The organism is Streptomyces sp. NPDC097617 (assembly GCF_044761485.1).
Lineage (GTDB): Bacteria > Actinomycetota > Actinomycetes > Streptomycetales > Streptomycetaceae > Streptomyces.
Map to the genome: position 1 here is coordinate 182,231 of NZ_JBIWCL010000007.1, position 20,088 is coordinate 202,318.

The following is a 20,088-nucleotide window of genomic DNA, read 5'->3' on the forward strand; positions in this document are numbered from 1 at the left end:
GAGGGCCCCCGGGAAGTGATCACTTCCCGGGGGCCCTCCTGGACGGATCCGGCCGGATCAGACCTGGACGCGGTCCGCGACGACCTTGGCCAGCTTGGCCAGCGCCTCGTCCTTGGCGATGCCGTTCTCCTGCGAACCGTCGCGGTAGCGGAAGGAGACGGTGCCCGCGGCCATGTCCTCGTCACCGACGATGATCATGAACGGCACCTTGAGCTTCTGGTGGTTGCGGATCTTCTTCTGCATGCGGTCGGAGGAGGCGTCCACCTCGACCCGCAGACCCTGCTTCTTCGCCACCGCGGCGAACTCCCGCAGGTACTCGACGTGCCCGTCGCCGATCGGGATGCCCACCGCCTGGACCGGGGCCAGCCACGGCGGCATGGCTCCCGCGTAGTGCTCCAGCAGCACGGCGAAGAACCGCTCGATCGAGCCGAACAGCGCGCGGTGGATCATGACCGGACGCTGGCGCGAGCCGTCCGGGGCGGTGTACTCGAGGTTGAAGCGCTCCGGCAGGTTGAAGTCGAGCTGCACGGTCGACATCTGCCAGGTGCGGCCGATGGCGTCCTTGCACTGGACCGAGATCTTCGGACCGTAGAAGGCGGCGCCGCCCGGGTCCGGGACCAGCGGGAGGCCCTGCTTCTCGGCGACCTGCGCGAGGACCGCGGTCGCCTCCTCCCACGCCTCGTCCGAGCCGACGAACTTCTCCGGGTCCTTGGTGGACAGCTCCAGGTAGAAGTCGGTCAGGCCGTAGTCGCGCAGCAGGTTGAGCACGAAGGTGAGGGTCGTGTCGAGCTCCTCCGCCATCTGCTCACGGGTGCAGTAGATGTGCGCGTCGTCCTGGGTGAAGCCGCGGGCGCGGGTCAGGCCGTGGACCACACCGGACTTCTCGTACCGGTACACGGTGCCGAACTCGAAGAGGCGCAGGGGCAGTTCACGGTAGGAGCGGCCGCGCGCGTCGAAGATCAGGTTGTGCATCGGGCAGTTCATGGGCTTGAGGTAGTAGTCGGTACCACCGTCGAGCTGCATGGGGGGGTACATGCCCTCCGCGTACCAGTCCAGGTGGCCGCTCTTCTCGAAGAGGGCGCCCTTGGTGGCGTGCGGGGAGTAGACGAACTCGTAGCCCTCCTCCTCGTGCCGCTTGCGCGAGTAGTCCTCCATCACCCGGCGGATGATGCCGCCGCGCGGGTGGAAGACGGCGAGGCCGGAGCCGATCTCGTCCGGGATGGAGAAGAGGTCGAGCTCGTTGCCGAGCTTGCGGTGGTCGCGCTTCTCGGCCTCGGCGAGGAAGTCGAGGTGGGCCTTCAGCTCTTCCTTCGACGGCCACGCGGTGCCGTAGATGCGCTGGAGCATCGGGTTCTTCTCGCTGCCGCGCCAGTAGGCGGCCGCGTTGCGCATGAGCTTGAACGCGGGGATGTTCCGGGTGGTGGGCAGGTGGGGACCGCGGCAGAGGTCCTTCCAGCACAGGTCGCCGGTCTTCGCGTCCAGGTTGTCGTAGATGGTCAGCTCGCCGCCGCCCACCTCGACGTTCGCGCCGTCGTCGGTGGAGGCGGAGCCCTTGATCCCGATGAGCTCCAGCTTGTAGGGCTCGTCGGCGAGCTCCTCGCGGGCCGCCTCGTCGGTGACCACGCGGCGGGAGAACCGCTGCCCGCGCTTCTGGATCTCCTGCATCTTCTTCTCGATGGCCTTCAGGTCCTCCGGGGTGAAGGGCCGGGCCACGTCGAAGTCGTAGTAGAAGCCGTTCTGGACCGGCGGGCCGATGCCGAGCTTGGCCTCGGGGAACAGCTCCTGCACGGCCTGCGCCATGACGTGCGCGGTCGAGTGGCGCAGGATGTTCAGGCCGTCCTCGGAGGAGATCTCCACCGGCTCGACGGTCTCGCCGTCCTTCACCTCGTACGCGAGGTCCTTGAGCTCGCCCGCGATGCGCGCGGCGACGATGGTGCGCTCGCCGGCGAAGAGCTCAGCCGCCGTAGTGCCCGTGGCCACCACGCGCTCGTCCCGCTCGGAATCGCGTTGGATGATCACACGGACGTCTGACACCGGTCTCTCCTGACCCAGGGGATGCGCGGGCGAACGCCGCGCGCCTGAATCGTACCGAGCGGAGTGGCCGCGCCGCTAAACGGTTACCGCCCGGGCCGGCCCGGACCCGCTCGGCGGGCCCCCCCGCCCCACCCGAAGCTCGGCGGTGTGCGCCGGTAACGTGGCGCGGTATGCAGATACGCCCGCTGGACCTCACCGACGATGCCACCGCGACGGCCGTGCACCGGATCGGGCGGGCCGCGTACGGCGTGGAGGCCGCACTGATCGGCTTCGACGGCATCCCGGCACTGGGTGAGAGCCTCGCCGACCTGCGGAGCACGGACCTGAACTGGGTGGGTGCCTTCTCCGGGAGCGGCGAGCTGGCCGGCTTCCTCGCGTGGGAGGAGGGTGCGCGGATCAGCATCGACCGGCTGTGCGTGGATCCGGGGTGGTTCCGGCGGGGTGTCGGCTCGCTGCTGCTGCGCCATGCCCTGGCGGAAGTGTTCCCGGGGCGCGCCGTCCGGGTCACGACCGGCGCCGCCAACGCTCCGGCGGTGACCCTCTACGAACGGGTGGGCTTCACCCGCGGTCCGGACTTCTCCCCCGTCCCGGGGCTGACCATGGCTTCCTTCGGCCGGGCCGCCGGGAACACCCCGTGCGATGGTGGAAGGGGATCTTCCGACCTGGCATGAGGTGACACCCATGAGAGTGACCCGGAAGGCGGCCGCCCTGGGCGCCGCGACGGCCCTGCTTGCGGGCGGGATGCTCCTCGCCGCCCCCGCGGCGGCGGCGCCTGCCGCCGCGTGCACCGGGGACCAGCTCTCCGCCACCGGCGCCGACCGGACGGGCTCCGAGCGGGTGCGGTTCACGGTGGTCAACCAGGGCCCGGCGTGCGAACTGCGGGGCTTCCCGACGGTGGCGCTCTCGGGCCAGGGCTCCCCGGACCGGAACGCTCCGCTGCGCGTCGTCCCGCGCGGCGGGGCCCGGCCGGTGCTGCTGGCCCAGGGCGGGTCCGCGTCGACGGTCCTGACCTTCACCCCGGTCCTCGGCGAGGCGGACGGCTACTGCGCCTCCGGCGCCGAACCGACCACCGCCCCCTCCCTGGTGGTGGGCATCGCGGGCATGGGCTTCCAGGTCGCGCCGTCCGACGGCGGCCAGTTCGCCCTCTGCGGCACCACGGTCCGCGCCACCGCCTTCCGCTAGTCGTCGCAGGGGAGGGCGTCCTCGGGGTCGAAGGACGCGTCCAGGGACTTCATCAGCCGGTCCCGCTCGACCTCGTCCATCGGTACGGGTGCCACGTCCGCGGCGTCGGACAGCCTCCGGAAGCCGCCCCGTCGTTGGAGCCGGCCGGTGACCCGGACCGGCAGGCCCACCAGGTGGGCGTGGCCGGCGATGCGGTACGCCTCCTCGTCGAGCGCCGCCCGGACGTACGGGACCTCCGCCCCGGCCAGCACCCGTAGCCGTACCGTTCCCCCTCCCCCGGCCGCCTTGCGCCGCATCCGCACCACGGCCCCCGCGAGCCGGACCGGTACGGCCGGTTCCGCGCGGGTGTAGCGGGCCGCGGCCTCCCGCAGTACGGGGAGGTCGCCCGGGGAGAAGTCCACCGGTTCGGGGCGGGCCGCGCAGCCCGCCGGGACCCCGGCCGCGGGAGCCCAGGCCAGGGCGATGCGGGCGCCTTCCGAGCCCCGGACCAGGGAGATGAGCGCCTCGGCCAGTTCCCGGCTGACCCCGGCGGCCACCGCCGCGTCGAAGGCTTCCATGCCGCCGGTGGCCCGCCGGTAGTCCACTGCCTCGCGGGCCGCGTGCAGGGCGTGGTGGAGCCGGGTCACGGGTCCCCGGCCGCCGTCCACGGGGACGTACGCGCTCAGTCGGCGCCCGCCCGGGGAGGGGCCCACCAGGACGCCGTCCAGGGTGTGTTCGGCCTGCGCCTGGTGCCGGGCCCCGTAGTAGCCGGCCCGGGCCCGGTCGGCGAGGGCCCCCGCGATCAGCAGCCGGCGGGCGGCGGAGCGCAGCTGTTCCTGCACGGGCCAGGCGGCCTCGCCCCGGAATCCGTGGGGCCCCTCCGGGATCTCCCGCTCCCAGCGGATCTCGTCGCTGGGCACGCTCAGCCCGAGGAGCACCTCGCGCGCCGAGGGCAGTTGGCCGTGGGCGAGGGCGGTGAGTGCCTCCTCCAGCAGGTCCGCGCAGTCGGGGAAGGTGCGGCTCTCGGGGACGAGCAGGCTGGTGCCCGAACGCCCCGGCGGGGTCCAGCGCCCGTACCTCCCGGCCGCGCCGCCGCGCCGCAGCCAGCCGTGCCGCTGCAGCAGCGCCCCCAGTACCTGCGGGTCGACCTGCGCGGGATCGGGACCGCTCGGGGTGTACTGCGGGGACGGGAGCGGTTCGAGGTGCGGTGAGTGCAGGTTCATCAGGGTGTCCCTCCCGACCCGACCCGGGTCATGATCTCGCACAGCGCACGGTCGTCGAAGATCCGCGTGGTGGGGATCCGTACGGTGGTGCGGCGCCGGCCGGTCACGGGGTGCCCGGCGAGGTTGGTCCAGTAGCAGCAGTGCCTCAGGTCGAGCCGGTCGTGTCCGGCGGCGAGCCACTGGTCGCGCTCCCTCGGTACGAGCATCACGACGAGGATCTTGTGCACGGCGACGGGCGACCGGGCCAGCTTCACCAGGTGTTCGTTGTCGAGGGTGAAGGCGAAGGTGGCCCCGGCCGGCCGCGGCGGTATCTGGTAGGTCGCCTTGAGCTGCACCTTGATGGTGACCTCGTCGTCGACGACGTGGTCGGGCGCTCCGTGGGAGACGTGCCAGTCGATGCCGTTGTCGGGGAAGGGTTGCGAGAGCGAGCAGCCGGCGGCGGCCGCGACGGCGTGCAGGTATCCCACCTGGAGGGTCTCCATGCAGGCGGTGGTGGCGAGTGTGCCGCGCAGGGATGCGGTCCGCGGACCTGCCCCCTCCTGCAGCACCCCGCCCGGTTCGGGCTGTGTGAGCGCCATGGCCGGCTCCCCATGCCTTGCGGGCTCTACCGCGTGCGGTGCTGGGTGACGACCGGTCATGTGTACGGCCCCCCACTGAAGTTGTCTCCGCACCCGACTGCCCGCAAACGGCGTACGGGGCAAACAGCCCGGGTATCACCGATGCGGCGGGGCTGGAGTGTTCAGGAAGCTCCATCCGCCGCTCGGGGACGAGGAGTTCGCCATGACACGCTGGTACGAGGGCCCGCTGGCCGCATTCGACACGGAGACCACCGGGGTGGACGTCGAGCAGGACCGGATCGTGTCCGCCGCGCTCATCGTCCAGGAGTGTGCGGGCGGCCGGGTCCGCACCACGCGCTGGCTGGTCAATCCCGGCGTTCCGGTGCCCGCGGGCGCCACGGAAGTGCACGGGCTGACCGACGAGCACCTGCAGCGCCACGGGCGCTGGCCGGCGCCGGTGGTGGAGGAGATAGCCCGGTCGCTCGGGGAGCAGCAGGTGGCGGGCCGGCCGGTGGTGGTGATGAACGCGCCGTTCGATCTGACGCTGCTGGACCGGGAGTTGCGCCGGCACCGGGCGTCCTCGCTGTCGCGCTACCTGGAGAACCGGCCGCTGACGGTGCTGGATCCGCGGGTGCTGGACAAGCATTTGGACCGGTACCGCAAGGGTCGCAGGACGCTGACGGACCTGTGCGCGCACTACGGGATCGAGCTGGAGGGCGCGCACGAGGCGGCGGCGGACGCGATGGCCTCGCTGGAGCTGGTGCGGGCGGTGGGGCGCCGGTTCGCGCCCCGGCTGGAGCGGCTGACCCCGGCCGAACTGCACACGCTGCAGGCCGTGTGGCACGCGGCGCAGGCGCGCGGTCTGCAGGCGTGGTTCGCCCGGCAGGGGACTCCGGAGGCCGTGGATCCGCACTGGCCGCTGCGGCCGGACCTGTCGACGGCCGCGTAGGCCGGGCCGGGTGGGTCCTGTGGGGGCCCCGGGAAGGGCTCGGGGAGGGCCCCGAACATGCGGAAGGCCGGTCCGTCTGTGACGGACCGGCCTGTCCCGGTGGGCGATACTGGGATCGAACCAGTGACCCCTTCGGTGTGAACGAAGTGCTCTCCCGCTGAGCTAATCGCCCGGGAACGGATTGAACAATACAGAAGGCTCGGGGCTGGTTCAAACCGCTTCTCCCGAGCCGCCCCGCCGGGCACACCTCACGTACCTACTCAGGGCACATCTGAGTACCCACACCCATGTCCTGACTGCGTGACCGCCGCCACACTCCGGATATGAACACCCCTCTGCCGCCCGCCGAAGAGCTGGCGCTCATCGACCGCGAGCTGGCTCAACTCGATGCCCGGCGGTTGTATCTGCTGGGCCGCCGCGACTGGCTGCTGCGGCTCCTGCGGCAGCCCGGCGGCGCGCCCGCCCCGATCCGCTGGGGACCTGCCGCGCCCGCCGGGCCCACGAAGGAGGCTTCGGCCCCGAGCGCGCAGAACGTGCTGCTGACCCTGGGTGCGGTGCTGCTGGCCGTAGCCGCCCTCGCGTTCACGCTGGTCAGCTGGGGGTCCATGGGGATCGCCGGCCGCTCGGCGGTGCTGGCCGCGGTGACGGCGGCGGCGCTGGGCGCGCCCGTGCTGCTGCTGCGCCGCGGGCTGCGGTCGACGGCGGAGTCGGTTGCCGCGGTGGGGCTGCTGCTGACGGTGCTCGACGCGTACGCGCTGTACGCGGTCGGTATGCCGGACCTCGACGGCACGGGCTACGCGGCGGGTGCGGCCGCGGTGCTGGCGGCGGTGTGGGCCGGGTACGGCTCGGGGCTGCGGACGCTGCGGATCCCGCTGCCGGCGGCGGTGCTGGCGGCGCAGCTCCCGCTGCCGCTGGCGGCGCTGGCCGTGCGGCCGGACCCGTTGCCGCTGGGCTGGGCGCTGCTGGCGACGGCCGTGCTGGACGCGGCGCTCGCCCTGCGGGTCAGGTGGGCGGTGGTTCCCGCCGCCGTGACGGCGTCCGGGGCGCTGCTGATCGGGGTGGCCCAGTCCTGGTCGGCGGGGTCCGCGGGGGCGGCGCTGGCCCCGGCCGCGCTGCTGCTGGCGGGCGCGGCCCTCGGTGTGGCCGCGGCCTGGCGCGAGCCCCGCGCCTCGGCGGCGGCGCTGGTGGGCGCGCTGGCCGCGGTGGTCGCCCTGGGCGGACCGGCCCGGCCGGGTCTGGCCCCGGGCTGGGCGGCGCTGGTGCACCTGCTGCTGGCGCTGCCGCTGCTGGCGGCGGTACGGAGCTCCGCGCTGCCGGCGGCGGTACGGCGCGGCCTGGCCCGGGCGGGCGCGGCGGTCGTGGCCCTGGTGGCGGTGGCGGCGGTTTCCGCGGTGGTTCCGATGCTGGCGGCCCGGCTGCGGGTGCTGGGCGAGGTGTGGGCGGGGACGACCCCGGGGCGGGATCCGTACGCGCCGGGGGCGGCGGTCACGCTGGCCCTGCTGATCTCGGCGGGGGCTGCCTGGTGGCTCTCGCGGGCTCTGTCGCGGCCGGAGCCTTTGGTGGTGGCGGTGGTCCTGGGCTGGGCGGGGCTGTTCTCGGCCCCGACGGTGCTCGGTTTCCCGGTGGCGGCGGTGTTCGCCGCGCAGCTCGCGGTGTCGGGCGCGGTGGGCGTCCTCGCCCTGCGCTCCCCGACGCGCGGGGTGCGAATCGCGGCGGCGGTGTGTGCGCTGGCCGGCGCCGCGAACGTGTCCCTGGGCGCGCTGGACGGCCGGACGGCGACCTTCGCGGTGTGGGGGCTGCTGGGCGCGGGCTGCGCGGCGGGAGCGGCGTACGGGCCCGCTCCGATGCCGGTGCGCTCCACGGCGGCCGTGTGCGCGGTCGGGTACGCCACGGGCCTGCTGGTGGCGGTGGGCGCGGTGTCGGACCTGGAGGTGGTCCGGTGGGCGCTGCCGGTGCTCGCGGTCCCGGCGCTGGCGGCGGCCCTCGGGCCGCGGCTGGGCGGGGTCCGGCTGCCCGTGGAGATCGCCTCGGCAGCGGCGGGCGTCCTGGCGCTGGGCCTGTCGGCCGGGCGGGCCGACACCCTGGCCCTGGTCCTGGCGCTGGCCGGGGTGGTCTGCGCGGGGGCGGCGGTGCGGCCCGAGCGACGGGTGCTGGGCTGGGCGGCCGGGGCGCTGTTCGCGGCGGCGACCTGGGTCCGGCTGGCCGAGGCGGGGGTGACCGCACCGGAGGCCTACACGCTGCCGGTGACGGTGCCCGCCCTGGTGGTGGGTCTGCTGCGGCGCCGCCGGGACCCGCAGGCCTCGTCCTGGACGGCGTACGGCCCGGGACTCGCGGCGACGCTGCTGCCGAGCCTGCTCGCGGCCTGGGGCGACCCGGGCTGGATGCGCCCGTTGCTGCTGGGGGCGGCCGCACTGGCCGTGACCCTGGCCGGCGCGCGGTGGCGGCTGCAGGCCCCGCTCCTGCTGGGCGGCGCGGTGCTGGCGGCGGTGGCGCTGCACGAGCTGGCCCCGTACGTGGTGCAGGTCGCGGGCGCGCTCCCGCGCTGGGTGCCGCCGGCCCTGGCGGGCCTGCTGCTGCTGGCGGTGGGGGCGACGTACGAGCGCCGGCTGCGCGACGCCCGCCGCCTGCGGGCCGCGATCGCCCGGCTGCGGTGAGTGAAACGCCAGAGGCCCGGAGACGGTGAAGTCTCCGGGCCTCTGGTCCGGGTGGGCGATACTGGGTTCGAACCAGTGACCCCTTCGGTGTGAACGAAGTGCTCTCCCACTGAGCTAATCGCCCGGACGCACCGCAAACATTACCGCATGTCAGCGGTGCTTCCTGACCATCACTGGTCCTTGAGGTCCCAGGGCAGGACGAGCCCGTACTTCCACAGGTAGAAGCCGATCAGCGCGCCCGCGATGACGAGGCCCGCGCTGGTCAGGATGATGTTGCGGCGGCGGACCTTCGGGTCGAGAGCCTTCTGCGCGGCCTCGGTGACTTTCCGCTTCGTCCAGCGCAGCACGAGGTGGGCCCAGGCGAACTCGGTGGCCCAGATCGCCAGGCCGGCGAAGATCGCGACCCAGCCGGGGCCGGGCAGCACGAGCATCGCGACGCCGGCGGCGATCACCGCGAGGCCGATGATGAAGACGCCGACCTGCCAGCTCAGGTGCAGGCTTTTGTTCGACTTGATGAAGGCCGGAGCCTTCGACACGTGCGGCGTCTGCGCGCCGGGCTCCGCGGTGGCCTCCGAGGAGGCGGCCGTGGTGGATTCCGGCGTGGATTCGTCAGCGGCGGACCCGTGGGTGCCGCGGTCACTCCCCGTATTCATGGACCCGAATCTACCCGAGCTCGATGCACACGTGAATGCAGGTTTGGATCCGCCGTCCGAGGGACCCAGAGGTCCGCAAAACGGTCAGAGGGGTTTACAACGGCACCGTAGGTGGCATGTCGATTTCGCCGACGTGCGAATCCCCGAGCGCACACTGAGCGAAAGGCCCTGGCGCTTATGAACACCACGGTCAGCTGCGAGCTGCACCTGCGCCTCGTTGTGTCGAGCGAGTCCTCACTGCCTGTTCCCGCGGGCCTGCGGTATGACACGGCCGACCCCTACGCCGTGCACGCCACCTTCCACACCGGCGCCGAGGAAACGGTCGAATGGGTATTCGCCCGCGACCTCCTCGCGGAGGGCCTCCACCGGCCCACCGGTACCGGCGACGTCCGCGTCTGGCCGTCCCGCAGCCACGGTCAGGGCGTCGTCTGCATCGCCCTGAGCTCACCGGAGGGAGAAGCACTGCTCGAAGCACCCGCCCGAGCACTCGAGTCGTTCCTCAAGCGGACGGACGCCGCGGTCCCACCCGGGACCGAGCACCGGCACTTCGACCTCGACAAGGAGCTCTCCCACATCCTGGCCGAAAGCTGAGCCAGGCCCACAGCCGCTCGACACCGTCCGACTCGGGGCGACGGTGCGGAGCGGCCGACAGCCACATACGGCAGTGCCGGCGCTGTTCCCGCGGAAGCCACCCGCGAGGACGGCGCCGGTGTGCTTCGGCGGGACCCGCTATTGTCGGGCGGCAGCGGCGGCGCCTCCCGTCGCCGCAGGCCCGGCCTCTCAGGGAGACCCCGTGCAGATCCCCCACGACACCCGTCGCGCGCTCGACGTCGTCGTCGCGCTGGTGAACACCGCGGCCGAGGCGGACCAGCCCGACGGGCTCTCGGACATCGGAACGCTGCGCGGATTCGTCCAGGAGTACTCGATCAGCGACGTCGGCGAGCTCAGCGCCCGCGACCTGGCCGGGGTCCGGACCGTGCGAGGCAAGTTCGCCCAGGTCTTCGCCTCGCCGAACCCGCGTGCGGCCTCCGTACTGATCAACGAGCTCGTGGCCACGGCCGGCACCACCCCGCAGCTGACCGACCACGACGGCTACGACTGGCACGTGCACTACTTCGCGCCGGGCGCGTCGGTGGGCGACCACCTGGCGGCCGACGGCGGCATGGCGCTGGCCTTCATCGTGGTCTCCGGCGAACAGGAACGGCTGCGGCGCTGTGAGGCCCCGGACTGCCGGCGGGCCTTCGTGGACCTGTCCCGCAACCGCTCCCGGCGCTACTGCGACAGCCGGACCTGCGGGAACCGGCTGCACGTGGCGGCGTACCGGGCCCGGCGCAAGGAGGCCGACGCGGAGGCGTCAGAGCAGGAAGAGATCGTGCACCGCGGCGAGCAGCAGCAGGATGCCGATCACCGCCAGGAAGATCATCAGGGGCGGTTGGGATAGCGCGAAGAGACAGCCTCGCGGCTCCTCCACAACGGGGGCGGGTACCGGCGGCTCACCGTGCGATGTCTCGAACATGTCGGGCCGATGATGGCGCAGCGCACCACGGACCGCCCCTCAACACGCCAACATCCGCGCGGGAGTTCGCTCGATCTTGTGGACGAGGGATGTCCGGCGGGGCCGGGCCGGGTCAGATCCCGTGCTTCTTGAGGATGGCCTCGATGTCGGAGAAGTCGTCGGCGGGGGCGGCGGACTGCGGCCGGGCGCCGGTGCCGGCGGCGCCCAGGGACGGTGCGGAGGCGGTTGGGGCGACGGCCTCGCCGACCGGGCTCCCCTTGACCTTCTTCGCGGGCTTGCCGGACTTCACGGGCTTCTCGGAGGCGCCGGCGCCGCGGCGCTCGACGGCCCGGGTGGTCATGAAGAGCAGCCAGGACAGCCCCAGCAGCCCGAACCCGGCCCAGACGGTCGGGTTGAAGACCATCCCGGACACCCACTCCACGAAGCCCGTCATCACCAGGGCGACCGGCACCAGCGCGTACGCGGCGATCCGCGTGGCGGCGAGGAAGCGCTTGCGGTAGGCGGTCACCGCGGCGAGGCCCAGGCCCGCCGCTGACACCGCGGAGCAAATGGTCTCGGCAAGCATGCGGTCCTCCGGACTCTCGGCGGGTCGGCGATCTGTCCCTGTCCATCCTGCACCGACCGCCGTCGCGGCGGCCAGGTCCGCAGCCGCCCCCGGACGGATCTCCGGGACATCTCCGGGTCGCGCCTCCTCCCTGGGTCCCGGTCGCGGTCCTGGTCGAGACCCTGGTCGAGGTCTCGGTCGAGGTCCTGGTCGAGGTCCTGGTCGAGGTCCTCGAGGTCCCGGTCGGTGGGGCGGGCGGGGGCTGGGAGACTGTCCGTATGACCGATTCCGTGATCCTCGACGTCTGGTGCGAACTGCAGTGCCCGGACTGCCACCGCGCCCTGGACGACGTACGCGCCCTGCGGGCCCGCTACGGCGACCGGCTGGACATCCGGCTGCGCCACTTCCCGCTGGAGAAGCACAAGCACGCCTTCGCCGCGGCCCAGGCCGCCGAGGAGGCCGTGGAGCAGGGCCTCGGCTGGCCCTACACGGAAGCCGTACTGGCGCGGACCGCCCAGCTGGCCGAGCGCGGCGAGCCGGTCCTGCTGGACGTGGCGCGTGAACTGGGCCTCGACGTCGAGGAGTTCGACACGGCGCTGATCGACGGCCGGCACATCCTGATCGTCGACGCCGACCAGGCCGAGGGCAAGGCCATCGGCGTGACCGGCACCCCGACATACGTGATCGACGGACAGCGGCTCGACGGCGGCAAGAGCCAGGACGGCCTGCGCGCCCGCATCGAGGAGATCGCCGACCGCCTGCTGTCGGACGGCGCCCGGCCGGCCTGATCCCTAGATCAGGTCCTTGGCGAAGTTGAAGTTCGTGGGCCGGTAGCCGAGGGACCGGTACAGCCGCAGGGCCGGGGTGTTCCCGGCAAAGACCTGGAGCGCCAGCAGGCGGTGCCCCTCGGCGAGGGCCGCGCGCTCGGCGAGCAGCATCAGGTCGCGGCCGTGCCCGCGGCCCCGGTGCTCGGCCCGGACCTCGATGTCGTAGATGTACGAACCCTCCGCGCGCGGCGCGAGCCACACATGGCCGACGGGCACACCGGCCGCCTCCAGGACGACGAAGGTCGCTCCCGGGGTCGCCAGTCCCCCGGGCAGCTGGCTCTCGTGGTCGGCCACCGACTTGGCGCGGGCGGCCTCGGCGGACATGCCGCGGCTGCTCCAGTTCGCGGCGTAGGCGTCGACGGCCCCCGCGTGCCAGACCTCGTACTCGGCGTCCGTCATGGGCCGCCCCCGGACCCCCTCGGGGAGCGCGGGCGGCTCGGCCGGCAGGTCCTTGGCCATGTTGCGGCTGTACTCGGCGTACCCGAGGGCCTCGGCCATGCACAGGCCGCCCTCCGATTCCGCCGGAACCGACACGCGCACCCTGCGGCAGCCCCAGCCGCGCAGCACCTCCTCGGCGGCGAGCGCGGCCACGGTGGCCCTCCCCCGCCGCCGGTCCCCCTCCTCGACGTCCAGGTCGCGGATCTCCCCGACCGTCGGCCCGAAGGGGGTGTCGGACGCGAGCAGCAGGGCGCCGACCCGTCTGCTGTTGACCCGGATCTCGTACGGGCGCGACCGCGCCCCGGCCGTCGTCTGCTGGAGCGGCCCGGACGGCCGCAGGGTGGTGGTCATCCCTTGAGTTCTACCCGTCCCGCGGACGCCGCGACAGTCCTCCTGTGGACGTACGGTCCGGCCTACGGGTCGACGTCCGCGCCCGCCTTCACCTCGAAGATCCTCATCACCTCGGCCGTGACCGGTCCGGGGGCGGTCCCCAGCTCGCGGTCGTCGATCCGCAGCACCGCCTGGGCGTCGCGCAGCGAGGAGGTCACGAAGACCTCCTCGGCCCGCTCCAGCACGTCGAAGGGCAGGTCGCTCTCCTTGGCACCGGCCCATTCGACGACCAGGGCCCGGGTGATGCCGGCCAGGCAGCCGGAGGCCGGCGGCGGGGTGTGCAGTTCGCCGTCGAGGACGACGAAGACGTTGGAGCCGGTGCCCTCGCAGAGCCGGCCGAGGGTGTTCGCGAGGAGCGCCTCGGAGGCGCCGGCCCGGTGGGCGGCAGCGAGGGCGACCACGTTCTCGGCGTACGAGGTGGTCTTCAGCCCGGCCACGGCCGAGCGCTCGTTGCGGACCCAGGGCACGGTGGCCACGGCTGTGGTGTCCGGGCGGCGGGCGGACTCCGCGACGGCGGCGATCAGGGTGGTGCCGGCGTCCCCGCGGTCGGAGCCGAGCGGGGAGACCCCGCCGGTGTAGGTGACGCGCAGCCGTCCGTGCTCCACCGGGTTGGCCTCGAGGACGGCGGCGCAGGCGCGGCGGACCTCGTCGAGGTCGGGGTCCGGCAGGCCCAGGCCCCGGGCCGAGCGGGTGAGCCGTTCCAGGTGGCGGGTGAGCGCGAAGGCGCGACCGCGCTCCGCCTTCAGCGTCTCGAAGACGCCGTCACCCACGGTCAGGCCGTGGTCGAGGACGGACACCTTCGCGTTGTCCACCTCGGTCAGGGCTCCGTCGAGCCAGATTCTCATCGTGCGGTCCTTCCGATCGTGCCGTTCGTCCCCTGGATACCGCTGACCTCGTGACCGGTGGCCACCCGCAGCAGGCGGGCGGCCTTCAGCTCGGTCTCCGCCCACTCCCGGTCGGGGTCGGAGCCCCAGGTGATGCCGGCGCCGGTGCCGAAGAGGAGGCGGGGTCCGCCGGCGGTCTCGCGGTCGATCCAGAAGGTACGGATGCCGACGGCGAGCTCGGCGGTGCCCCGGTCGGCGTCGACCCAGCCGATGCCTCCGCAGTAGGGGCCGCGCGGGGCGGTCTCCAGGGTCTCGATGATCCGCAGTGCGGAGGACTTGGGCGCGCCGGTGACGGATCCGGGCGGGAAGGTGGCGGCGAGCAGCTCGGGCCAGCCGGCCCCGTCGGCGAGCTCGCCGCTGACGACGGAGACGAGGTGCACCAGTCCCGGGTGCTCCTCGACGGCGCACAGCTCGGGGACGGCGACGGAGCCCGTCGCGCAGACCCGGCCGAGGTCGTTGCGCACGAGGTCCACGATCATCACGTTCTCGGCGTGGTCCTTGGGCAGCAGGTCGTGGACGGTGCGGCCGGTGCCCTTGATGGGGCCGGACTCGACGTGCCGGCCGGCCCGGCGCAGGTACAGCTCGGGCGAGGCGGTGGCGATCTCGACTCCGTACGCGGCGAGGCGAATCGTTCCTGCGAAGGGTGCCGGGTTGCCGCGCGCGAGGAGCGCGGTGAGCGCGTCGACGTCGGCGCGGTCCGGGTCGGGCAGCGGCGCGGACATCACCCGGCAGAGGTTGGCCTGATAGACCTCACCTGCGGCGATGTACTCGCGGACCCGCCGTACGCCGGCCACGTACGCGGCCCGGTCGAGCGAGGAGGTCCACCGGTCGGGGTCGGGTCCGCGCCAGGCGCCGGGGACGGGGGCGGGTACCGGCTCACGGCGTACGTCACCGAAGCGCGCGCAGACGAGCCGCCCCTCGAAGTCGGCGGACACGGCCCAGAAGCCGGTGGAGTCGAGAGCGGCGGGATCGCTGGTGACATCCCGGAGATCGGTCGCGAGGAGGCCGCCGAAGCGGGCCAAGGGGGGCAGGTCGTGCACGGCTGCGAGTCTATGACCGGTGACGACGCGGCGCCGGTGCGGTGACGGACGGGTGACCCGTGGTGATCGAGCGGCAGCACGCTGCGGAAACGCGTTTTTGAGCTGGCCCGGGAATCCGCTAGAGTTCAACACGTCGCCAGGGAGCGAAGGGGCAAAACCCCGGAGCGAACACGGTGACCTGCGGACGTAGCTCAGTTGGTAGAGCACCACCTTGCCAAGGTGGATGTCGCGAGTTCGAGTCTCGTCGTCCGCTCGAAGTGGGGGATCTTCCCGAGAATCCCTGCAGCTCCATGGTGGAGTGGCCGAGAGGCGAGGCAACGGCCTGCAAAGCCGTCTACACGGGTTCAAATCCCGTCTCCACCTCCAAGGACGATTAGCTCAGCGGGAGAGCGCTTCCCTGACACGGAAGAGGTCACTGGTTCAATCCCAGTATCGTCCACTGATCCGCAAGGATCCCCGCGCGATTAGCTCAGCGGGAGAGCGCTTCCCTGACACGGAAGAGGTCACTGGTTCAATCCCAGTATCGCGCACGCAGCACCTGTACGACCTGCGGCTTTCGAGCCGCAGAGCCCGCGCGATTAGCTCAGCGGGAGAGCGCTTCCCTGACACGGAAGAGGTCACTGGTTCAATCCCAGTATCGCGCACCGCACGAAAGCCCCGGCCGTTCTCACGGTCGGGGCTTTCGCGTTGCCCCGCCCGGGTGGGCCGAGGGCCAGGAGTCGGGCGCGCGGCGTCGCCGGCATCGGAACGCGTGGTGCACAGGGGCATGAAAAAGGGTGCTGCCCGTCCGACTCCCCAGTCGTACGGGCAGCACCCTTCACCTGCCGTCCGTCCGCCTCTCCCCCGTCCCCACGGGGTTCGACAGGCCGATGTCCCGGTCCGGGCCGCTCTCCCGGACCTGGGGCGCCGCTCAGCGCCCCAGCATCAGGCCTACGGACGACGCCTGTGCCGCCAGCTGATCGAAGCCTCCGAAGAGGAAGAGCAGCAGGGCAGCCAGGGGGAGCACCATGGCCGCGGCCACCAGTGGGTGGCGGGTGCCGGACTCGTGGCCGTTGAACGCGAATGCCTTGCGTCCTTGCCGTGCGATGTCCGCCATGGTCCTCTCCCTGTCGTCTGGCAGCGGCGGGCTCGTGACCTCGGGGGACGAGTGCGCCACCCGCCGCTTGTCTTCAACCCTAGGCGGGCGGGCGGCCCCTGGCCTCATGCCCTCGTACCCATTGCCGGGCCTCCAGGAGGATGACGGGGCCTCTCCCGTGTACTCCCCTGGGTGGAGACCGCTCCCCCGCAGTGAGGGTCTTCCCGGAGGGGATGACCGGAGGGTAGTGACTTCGCTCACTTCCGTCACTCCCTGTCGTCGCGTGTCCGGGCACCCGCCGCCGACAAGATCCACTCGGTCGTGCGCCCCGTACGGGCACGCCGCAACCCGCCCGGACCACCACCGGAGCGCCAACCCCCTTGGGGAAAAGGCCGCTTGGACGTGCGGAGCACCCCGGACGCACCCCCGGACGGCGGCGCCGACGCTCTCTCAAGTGTGCTGTGCCGCACTGACAATCGAATCCTCCGGCGAGGGCGCGGCCTCTGAGCACGCATGCCGGATGGTCCGTAAGCTGTGCCAGGTCAACAGGACGACCGGTCAGCGGGGTGGACATGGCGATGATGCGGCTCCGGCGCGAGGACCCGCGTGTCGTCGGCTCGTTCAGACTGCACCGGCGGCTCGGCGCCGGCGGCATGGGCGTGGTCTACCTGGGATCGGACCGGCGCGGACAGCGCGTCGCCCTCAAGGTCATCCGGCCGGATCTGGCCGAGGACCAGGAGTTCCGCTCGCGGTTCGCCCGCGAGGTGTCCGCCGCCCGGCGGATCCGCGGCGGCTGCACCGCCCGCCTGGTCGCGGCGGACCTGGAGGCCGAGCGGCCCTGGTTCGCGACGCAGTACGTACCCGGTCCCTCGCTGCACGACAAGGTGGCCGAGGAAGGCCCCCTGACGGCCGCCCAGATCGCTGCCGTGGGCGCCGCGCTCTCCGAGGGCCTGGTCGCCGTCCACGAGGCCGGGGTCGTCCACCGGGACCTCAAGCCGTCCAACATCCTCCTGTCGCCCAAGGGCCCCCGGATCATCGACTTCGGGATCGCCTGGGCCACCGGGGCGAGCACCCTCACCCATGTGGGTACGGCCGTCGGCTCCCCCGGCTTCCTCGCGCCCGAGCAGGTGCGCGGCGCCGCGGTCACCCCGGCCACCGACGTCTTCGCCCTCGGCGCCACCCTGGCCTATGCGGCCACGGCCGACTCGCCCTTCGGGCACGGCAGTTCCGAGGTCATGCTGTACCGCGTCGTGCACGAGGAGCCGCACCTGCAGGGCGTCCCGGACGCGCTGGCGCCCCTGGTGCGGGCCTGCCTGGCCAAGGACCCCGAGGAGCGGCCCAGCACGCTCCAGCTGTCGATGCGGCTCAAGGAGATCGCGGCCCGCGAGGCGCAGGGGCTCTCCGACGGGCGCCCGCCGGCCCAGCGGGCCCGGGCCGAGCGGCCGACGGGACGGCTCCCCGAGGCCGAGCGGATCGGCGGGGCGCAGGAGTACCCCGGCCGGCGTACGGAGCGTCGTACGGGCGGCGGCACCGCGCCCCGGCCCCCGGGCGGGTCCCCGAGCGGTCCGCACTCGCGGCCCTCGTCCTCCCGCAACCCGCAGCAACCCGGTGGCCCGACGTCCCGGCCGACCTCGGGTCGTACAGGCGGCCGCCCGGCCCCCAGGACCACGGGGACGGGACGGCGGCCCTCACGGCCGGACCCGAAGCTGATGCGGCAGCGGCTGATCGTGTTCATCGTGGTGACGCTGATCGTCGCGCTGGGCATCGCGGCGGCCCAGAGGCTGTAGCGGGCCCTACTGCGCGGCGCGCCCCTGGGCCACCGCGTAGAAGGAGACCGCGGCGGCGGCCCCCACGTTCAGCGAGTCCACGCCGTGCGCCATCGGGATCCGCACCCACTCGTCGGCGGCGACCAGCGCCGGCGTGGACAGCCCGTCGCCCTCGGCGCCGAGCATCAGCGCGACCCGTTCGAGGGACTGCGGCGCGGCCACGTCGATGGGTGTGGCCTTCTCGTGCGGGGTGAGGGCGAGCAGCTTGAAGCCCGCCTCGCGCACCGAGTCCAGGCTCTTGGGCCAGGCCTCCAGACGGGCGTAGGGGACGGAGAACACCGCACCCATGGAGACCTTCACCGAGCGGCGGTAGAGCGGGTCCGCGCAGTCCGGGGACAGCAGCACCGCGTCCATGCCGAGCGCGGCGGCGCTGCGGAAGATCGCCCCGATGTTGGTGTGGTCGTTGACCGCCTCCATCACGACCACCCGGCGGGCCGTGGAGAGCAGGTCCTCGGCGGTCGGCAGCGGCTTGCGCTGCATGGAGGCCAGGGCCCCGCGGTGCACGTGGTAACCGGTCACGCGCTCGGCGAGCTCGGGGCTCACCGCGTAGACGGGCGCCGGGAGTTCGTCGATGACGTCGCGCATGACGTCGACCCACTTGGCGGAGAGCAGCATCGAGCGCATCTCGTACCCGGCGTCCTTGGCACGTCTGATGACCTTCTCGCCCTCCGCGATGAAAAGGCCTTCCGCGGGCTCGCGCCTGCGCCGGAGTTCGACGTCGGTCAGGCCCGTGTAGTCGCGCAGGCGCGGGTCGTCGGGGTCCTCGACGGTGATGAGATCAGCCACAGGGTGATACTGCCTTGTCCTGGGTACGGTGCCAACGGCCTGTCAGGCGCCGGCGGTGGGAACGTCCTGGCTTCCGACGCGGACGACCTCACCGATGACGATGACGGCCGGCGGACGGACCGCTTCGGCGCGCACGGTCTCGCCGACCGTGGCCAGGGTGGCGTCCACCCGGCGCTGGGTGGCGGTGGTGCCCTCCTGGATCACCGCGACGGGGGTCTGCGCGGGTCGGCCGTGGCGCACCAGCGCCTCGGCGATGAGGCCGATCTTGTCGACACCCATCAGGATCACCAGGGTGCCGGTGAGCTTGGCGAGGGAGGCCCAGTCCACGAGCGAGCGCGGGTCGTCGGGGCCGACGTGACCGCTGACCACGGTGAACTCGTGCGCCACACCACGGTGGGTGACCGGGATGCCGACGGCGCCGGGCACCGAGATGGAGCTGGAGATGCCGGGGACGACGGTGCAGGGGATACCGGCCTCGGCGAGGGCCTGGAGCTCCTCCATGCCGCGGCCGAAGACGTACGGGTCCCCGCCCTTGAGCCGGACCACTGCCTTGCCGGCCTTGGCGTGCTCGATCAGGGCGTTGTTGATGGCCTCCTGGGCCATGAACCGGCCGTACGGGATCTTCGCGGCGTCGATGACCTCGACGTGCGGGGGGAGCTCGTCGAGCAGGTCACGGGGGCCGAGCCGGTCGGCGATGACCACGTCGGCCTCGGCGAGGAGGCGGCGGCCGCGCACGGTGATCAGGTCCGGGTCGCCCGGACCGCCGCCGACGAGCGCCACGCCGGGCGTGGCCTTGTGGCGGTGGGAGGGAGCGGTGAGGGTGCCGTCGCGCAGGCCCTCGACGACGGCGTCGCGGACGGCCGCGGAGCGGCGCGGGTCGTTGCCGGTCAGCACGGCGACGGTGACGCCCTCGATCCGGCCGGTCGCGGGGGTCCAGGCGGTGGCGGCGGAGGCGTCGTCGGCGCGGACGCACCAGACGCGCTCGCGCTCGGCCTCGGCGGAGGCGCGCTCGTTGTCCTCGCGGTTCTGCGTGGCGATGAGCGCGTACCAGGCGTCGGCGAGGTCGCCGTCCTGATAGCGGCGGCGCTCCCAGCGGATCTCGCCGGTCTCGGCCATGGCGTCCACGGACGGGGTGGCGGAGGGCGAGATGAGCAGGACGTCGGCGCCGGCCGCGATGAGCGCGGGGAGGCGGCGCTGGGCGACCTGGCCACCGCCGATGACGACGACGCGGCGGCCCGCGAGGCGGAGTCCTACGGGGTAGGCGGGGGTGTCGGCCATGGCGGTGCGGCTCCTGGGGGCGGCGTTGCTCGTGCGTGCCGCTGCGGCGCTGGAGCGGCGGTGTACTGACGTGCGGATATACCGTGCGGGTCCACCATACGACTCGGGTCGTCCCGGAGTACGGACGGGGCGGCGGCTGCGGCTCGTGGAACGGGGCTCCGCCCCGGACCCCGCGCCTCAAACGCCGGCGAGGCTGGAGGGGCGAGCCGGAGCCGCCCGAACCCCGGACCGGTCGCGGTGCGGACCGGCGGGG

At 73.1% G+C, this 20,088-nt stretch carries 18 protein-coding genes, 7 tRNA genes and 1 pseudogene; 13 read left to right on the forward strand and 13 right to left on the reverse strand.

What is annotated here, in order from left to right; genetic code table 11:
- Positions 1-57: 57 nt before the first annotated feature.
- On the reverse strand, positions 58-2,034 hold the full coding sequence (gene thrS / locus ACIQZO_RS14930; RefSeq protein ID WP_403625456.1) for a threonine--tRNA ligase: 1,977 nt from the start codon (positions 2,032-2,034) through the stop codon (positions 58-60).
- A gap of 170 nt (positions 2,035-2,204) precedes the next feature.
- Between thrS and ACIQZO_RS14935 the strand changes: the two genes are divergently transcribed.
- On the forward strand, positions 2,205-2,705 hold the full coding sequence (locus ACIQZO_RS14935) for a GNAT family N-acetyltransferase (protein WP_403625459.1): 501 nt from the start codon (positions 2,205-2,207) through the stop codon (positions 2,703-2,705).
- A 10-nt stretch (positions 2,706-2,715) separates the two neighbouring features.
- Positions 2,716-3,216, forward strand: coding sequence for a DUF4232 domain-containing protein (locus ACIQZO_RS14940; protein ID WP_403625462.1), 501 nt, complete (start codon positions 2,716-2,718; stop codon positions 3,214-3,216).
- On the opposite strand, the gene ACIQZO_RS14945 is transcribed toward ACIQZO_RS14940, so the two are convergent.
- Complete coding sequence (locus ACIQZO_RS14945; RefSeq protein ID WP_403625465.1) at positions 3,213-4,418, reverse strand: hypothetical protein; 1,206 nt, start codon at positions 4,416-4,418, stop codon at positions 3,213-3,215. The two genes, ACIQZO_RS14940 and ACIQZO_RS14945, sit on opposite strands and share 4 nt — an antisense overlap.
- Positions 4,418-4,996, reverse strand: coding sequence for a DUF4365 domain-containing protein (locus tag ACIQZO_RS14950; RefSeq protein WP_403625468.1), 579 nt, complete (start codon positions 4,994-4,996; stop codon positions 4,418-4,420). The genes ACIQZO_RS14945 and ACIQZO_RS14950 overlap by 1 nt, the downstream gene beginning before the upstream one ends.
- A 202-nt stretch (positions 4,997-5,198) precedes the next feature.
- Here ACIQZO_RS14950 and ACIQZO_RS14955 point away from each other — a divergent pair, with 202 nt between their 5' ends.
- A complete protein-coding gene (locus tag ACIQZO_RS14955; protein WP_403625470.1) occupies positions 5,199-5,924 on the forward strand; it encodes a 3'-5' exonuclease in 726 nt (241 codons plus the stop codon).
- A gap of 100 nt (positions 5,925-6,024) precedes the next feature.
- On the opposite strand, the gene ACIQZO_RS14960 is transcribed toward ACIQZO_RS14955, so the two are convergent.
- Positions 6,025-6,096 (reverse strand) — tRNA-Val (locus ACIQZO_RS14960).
- Between the two features lie 151 nt (positions 6,097-6,247).
- Here ACIQZO_RS14960 and ACIQZO_RS14965 point away from each other — a divergent pair.
- Positions 6,248-8,578 carry an SCO7613 C-terminal domain-containing membrane protein gene (locus tag ACIQZO_RS14965; RefSeq protein WP_403625473.1) on the forward strand — a complete coding sequence of 777 codons (2,331 nt, stop codon included), beginning with the start codon at positions 6,248-6,250 and terminating at the stop codon, positions 8,576-8,578.
- 52 nt (positions 8,579-8,630) lie between these two features.
- Here ACIQZO_RS14965 and ACIQZO_RS14970 read toward each other — a convergent pair.
- Together ACIQZO_RS14970 and ACIQZO_RS14975 are read right to left on the reverse strand one after the other, a co-directional pair.
- Positions 8,631-8,702: transfer RNA gene (locus ACIQZO_RS14970), tRNA-Val, on the reverse strand.
- Between the two features lie 46 nt (positions 8,703-8,748).
- A complete protein-coding gene (locus ACIQZO_RS14975; protein ID WP_403625476.1) occupies positions 8,749-9,231 on the reverse strand; it encodes a TIGR02611 family protein in 483 nt (160 codons plus the stop codon).
- Between the two features lie 177 nt (positions 9,232-9,408).
- Here ACIQZO_RS14975 and ACIQZO_RS14980 point away from each other — a divergent pair, with 177 nt between their 5' ends.
- The gene (locus tag ACIQZO_RS14980) at positions 9,409-9,822 is read left to right on the forward strand and encodes an SsgA family sporulation/cell division regulator (RefSeq protein WP_030011909.1); all 414 of its coding nucleotides are present in this window, start codon (positions 9,409-9,411) and stop codon (positions 9,820-9,822) included.
- Positions 9,823-10,024: 202 nt separating this feature from the next.
- Complete coding sequence (locus ACIQZO_RS14985) at positions 10,025-10,672, forward strand: CGNR zinc finger domain-containing protein (RefSeq protein ID WP_403625479.1); 648 nt, start codon at positions 10,025-10,027, stop codon at positions 10,670-10,672.
- A 187-nt stretch (positions 10,673-10,859) separates the two neighbouring features.
- Here the strand turns inward: ACIQZO_RS14985 and ACIQZO_RS14990 are convergent, their stop codons facing one another.
- Entirely contained in the window at positions 10,860-11,312 is a 453-nt protein-coding gene (locus tag ACIQZO_RS14990) for a hypothetical protein (protein WP_403625482.1), read from the reverse strand.
- 257 nt (positions 11,313-11,569) lie between these two features.
- Between ACIQZO_RS14990 and ACIQZO_RS14995 the strand changes: the two genes are divergently transcribed.
- Entirely contained in the window at positions 11,570-12,079 is a 510-nt protein-coding gene (locus ACIQZO_RS14995) for a DsbA family protein (RefSeq protein WP_403625485.1), read from the forward strand.
- Positions 12,080-12,082: 3 nt separating this feature from the next.
- On the opposite strand, the gene ACIQZO_RS15000 is transcribed toward ACIQZO_RS14995, so the two are convergent.
- The 3 genes from ACIQZO_RS15000 to ACIQZO_RS15010 form a co-directional block, all read right to left on the reverse strand.
- The gene (locus ACIQZO_RS15000; RefSeq protein WP_403625488.1) at positions 12,083-12,907 is read right to left on the reverse strand and encodes a GNAT family N-acetyltransferase; all 825 of its coding nucleotides are present in this window, start codon (positions 12,905-12,907) and stop codon (positions 12,083-12,085) included.
- 62 nt (positions 12,908-12,969) lie between these two features.
- A complete protein-coding gene (locus ACIQZO_RS15005; protein ID WP_403625491.1) occupies positions 12,970-13,791 on the reverse strand; it encodes an aminotransferase class IV in 822 nt (273 codons plus the stop codon).
- A complete protein-coding gene (locus ACIQZO_RS15010) occupies positions 13,788-14,870 on the reverse strand; it encodes a chorismate-binding protein (RefSeq protein ID WP_403625494.1) in 1,083 nt (360 codons plus the stop codon). The genes ACIQZO_RS15005 and ACIQZO_RS15010 overlap by 4 nt, the downstream gene beginning before the upstream one ends.
- 180 nt (positions 14,871-15,050) lie before the next feature.
- Here ACIQZO_RS15010 and ACIQZO_RS15015 point away from each other — a divergent pair.
- From ACIQZO_RS15015 to ACIQZO_RS15035, 5 genes are all read left to right on the forward strand, one after another.
- Positions 15,051-15,123 (forward strand) — tRNA-Gly (locus ACIQZO_RS15015).
- 39 nt (positions 15,124-15,162) lie between these two features.
- Positions 15,163-15,236: transfer RNA gene (locus ACIQZO_RS15020), tRNA-Cys, on the forward strand.
- 1 nt (position 15,237) lies between these two features.
- Positions 15,238-15,309: transfer RNA gene (locus ACIQZO_RS15025), tRNA-Val, on the forward strand.
- 19 nt (positions 15,310-15,328) lie between these two features.
- Positions 15,329-15,400: transfer RNA gene (locus tag ACIQZO_RS15030), tRNA-Val, on the forward strand.
- 42 nt (positions 15,401-15,442) lie between these two features.
- Positions 15,443-15,514: transfer RNA gene (locus ACIQZO_RS15035), tRNA-Val, on the forward strand.
- 266 nt (positions 15,515-15,780) lie between these two features.
- Here the strand turns inward: ACIQZO_RS15035 and ACIQZO_RS15040 are convergent.
- On the reverse strand, positions 15,781-15,990 hold the full coding sequence (locus ACIQZO_RS15040) for a hypothetical protein (protein ID WP_372453106.1): 210 nt from the start codon (positions 15,988-15,990) through the stop codon (positions 15,781-15,783).
- Between the two features lie 527 nt (positions 15,991-16,517).
- On the opposite strand from ACIQZO_RS15040, the pseudogene ACIQZO_RS15045 reads away from it, so the two are divergent.
- Positions 16,518-17,772 (forward strand): annotated as a pseudogene (locus tag ACIQZO_RS15045) (protein kinase).
- Here ACIQZO_RS15045 and ACIQZO_RS15050 read toward each other — a convergent pair.
- On the reverse strand, positions 17,739-18,557 hold the full coding sequence (locus ACIQZO_RS15050; protein WP_403625497.1) for a TrmH family RNA methyltransferase: 819 nt from the start codon (positions 18,555-18,557) through the stop codon (positions 17,739-17,741). The pseudogene ACIQZO_RS15045 and the gene ACIQZO_RS15050 sit on opposite strands and share 34 nt — an antisense overlap.
- 42 nt (positions 18,558-18,599) lie before the next feature.
- Positions 18,600-19,835: a uroporphyrinogen-III C-methyltransferase gene (cobA, locus tag ACIQZO_RS15055; protein WP_403625500.1), complete on the reverse strand. Its 1,236-nt coding sequence runs from the start codon at positions 19,833-19,835 to the stop codon at positions 18,600-18,602.
- Positions 19,836-20,088: the final 253 nt, after the last annotated feature.

Coding starts and splice junctions, on each gene's coding strand:
- ACIQZO_RS14990 (WP_403625482.1), bottom strand. CDS start 11,312: ATGCTTGCCGAGACCATTTGCTCCGCGGTGTCAGCGGCGGGCCTGGGC.
- ACIQZO_RS14945 (WP_403625465.1), bottom strand. CDS start 4,418: ATGAACCTGCACTCACCGCACCTCGAACCGCTCCCGTCCCCGCAGTAC.
- ACIQZO_RS14965 (WP_403625473.1), top strand. CDS start 6,248: ATGAACACCCCTCTGCCGCCCGCCGAAGAGCTGGCGCTCATCGACCGC.
- ACIQZO_RS14995 (WP_403625485.1), top strand. CDS start 11,570: ATGACCGATTCCGTGATCCTCGACGTCTGGTGCGAACTGCAGTGCCCG.
- ACIQZO_RS15000 (WP_403625488.1), bottom strand. CDS start 12,907: ATGACCACCACCCTGCGGCCGTCCGGGCCGCTCCAGCAGACGACGGCC.
- ACIQZO_RS14955 (WP_403625470.1), top strand. CDS start 5,199: ATGACACGCTGGTACGAGGGCCCGCTGGCCGCATTCGACACGGAGACC.
- ACIQZO_RS14950 (WP_403625468.1), bottom strand. CDS start 4,996: ATGGCGCTCACACAGCCCGAACCGGGCGGGGTGCTGCAGGAGGGGGCA.
- ACIQZO_RS14975 (WP_403625476.1), bottom strand. CDS start 9,231: ATGAATACGGGGAGTGACCGCGGCACCCACGGGTCCGCCGCTGACGAA.
- cobA (WP_403625500.1), bottom strand. CDS start 19,835: ATGGCCGACACCCCCGCCTACCCCGTAGGACTCCGCCTCGCGGGCCGC.
- ACIQZO_RS14935 (WP_403625459.1), top strand. CDS start 2,205: ATGCAGATACGCCCGCTGGACCTCACCGACGATGCCACCGCGACGGCC.
- ACIQZO_RS14940 (WP_403625462.1), top strand. CDS start 2,716: ATGAGAGTGACCCGGAAGGCGGCCGCCCTGGGCGCCGCGACGGCCCTG.
- ACIQZO_RS15005 (WP_403625491.1), bottom strand. CDS start 13,791: ATGAGAATCTGGCTCGACGGAGCCCTGACCGAGGTGGACAACGCGAAG.
- ACIQZO_RS14980 (WP_030011909.1), top strand. CDS start 9,409: ATGAACACCACGGTCAGCTGCGAGCTGCACCTGCGCCTCGTTGTGTCG.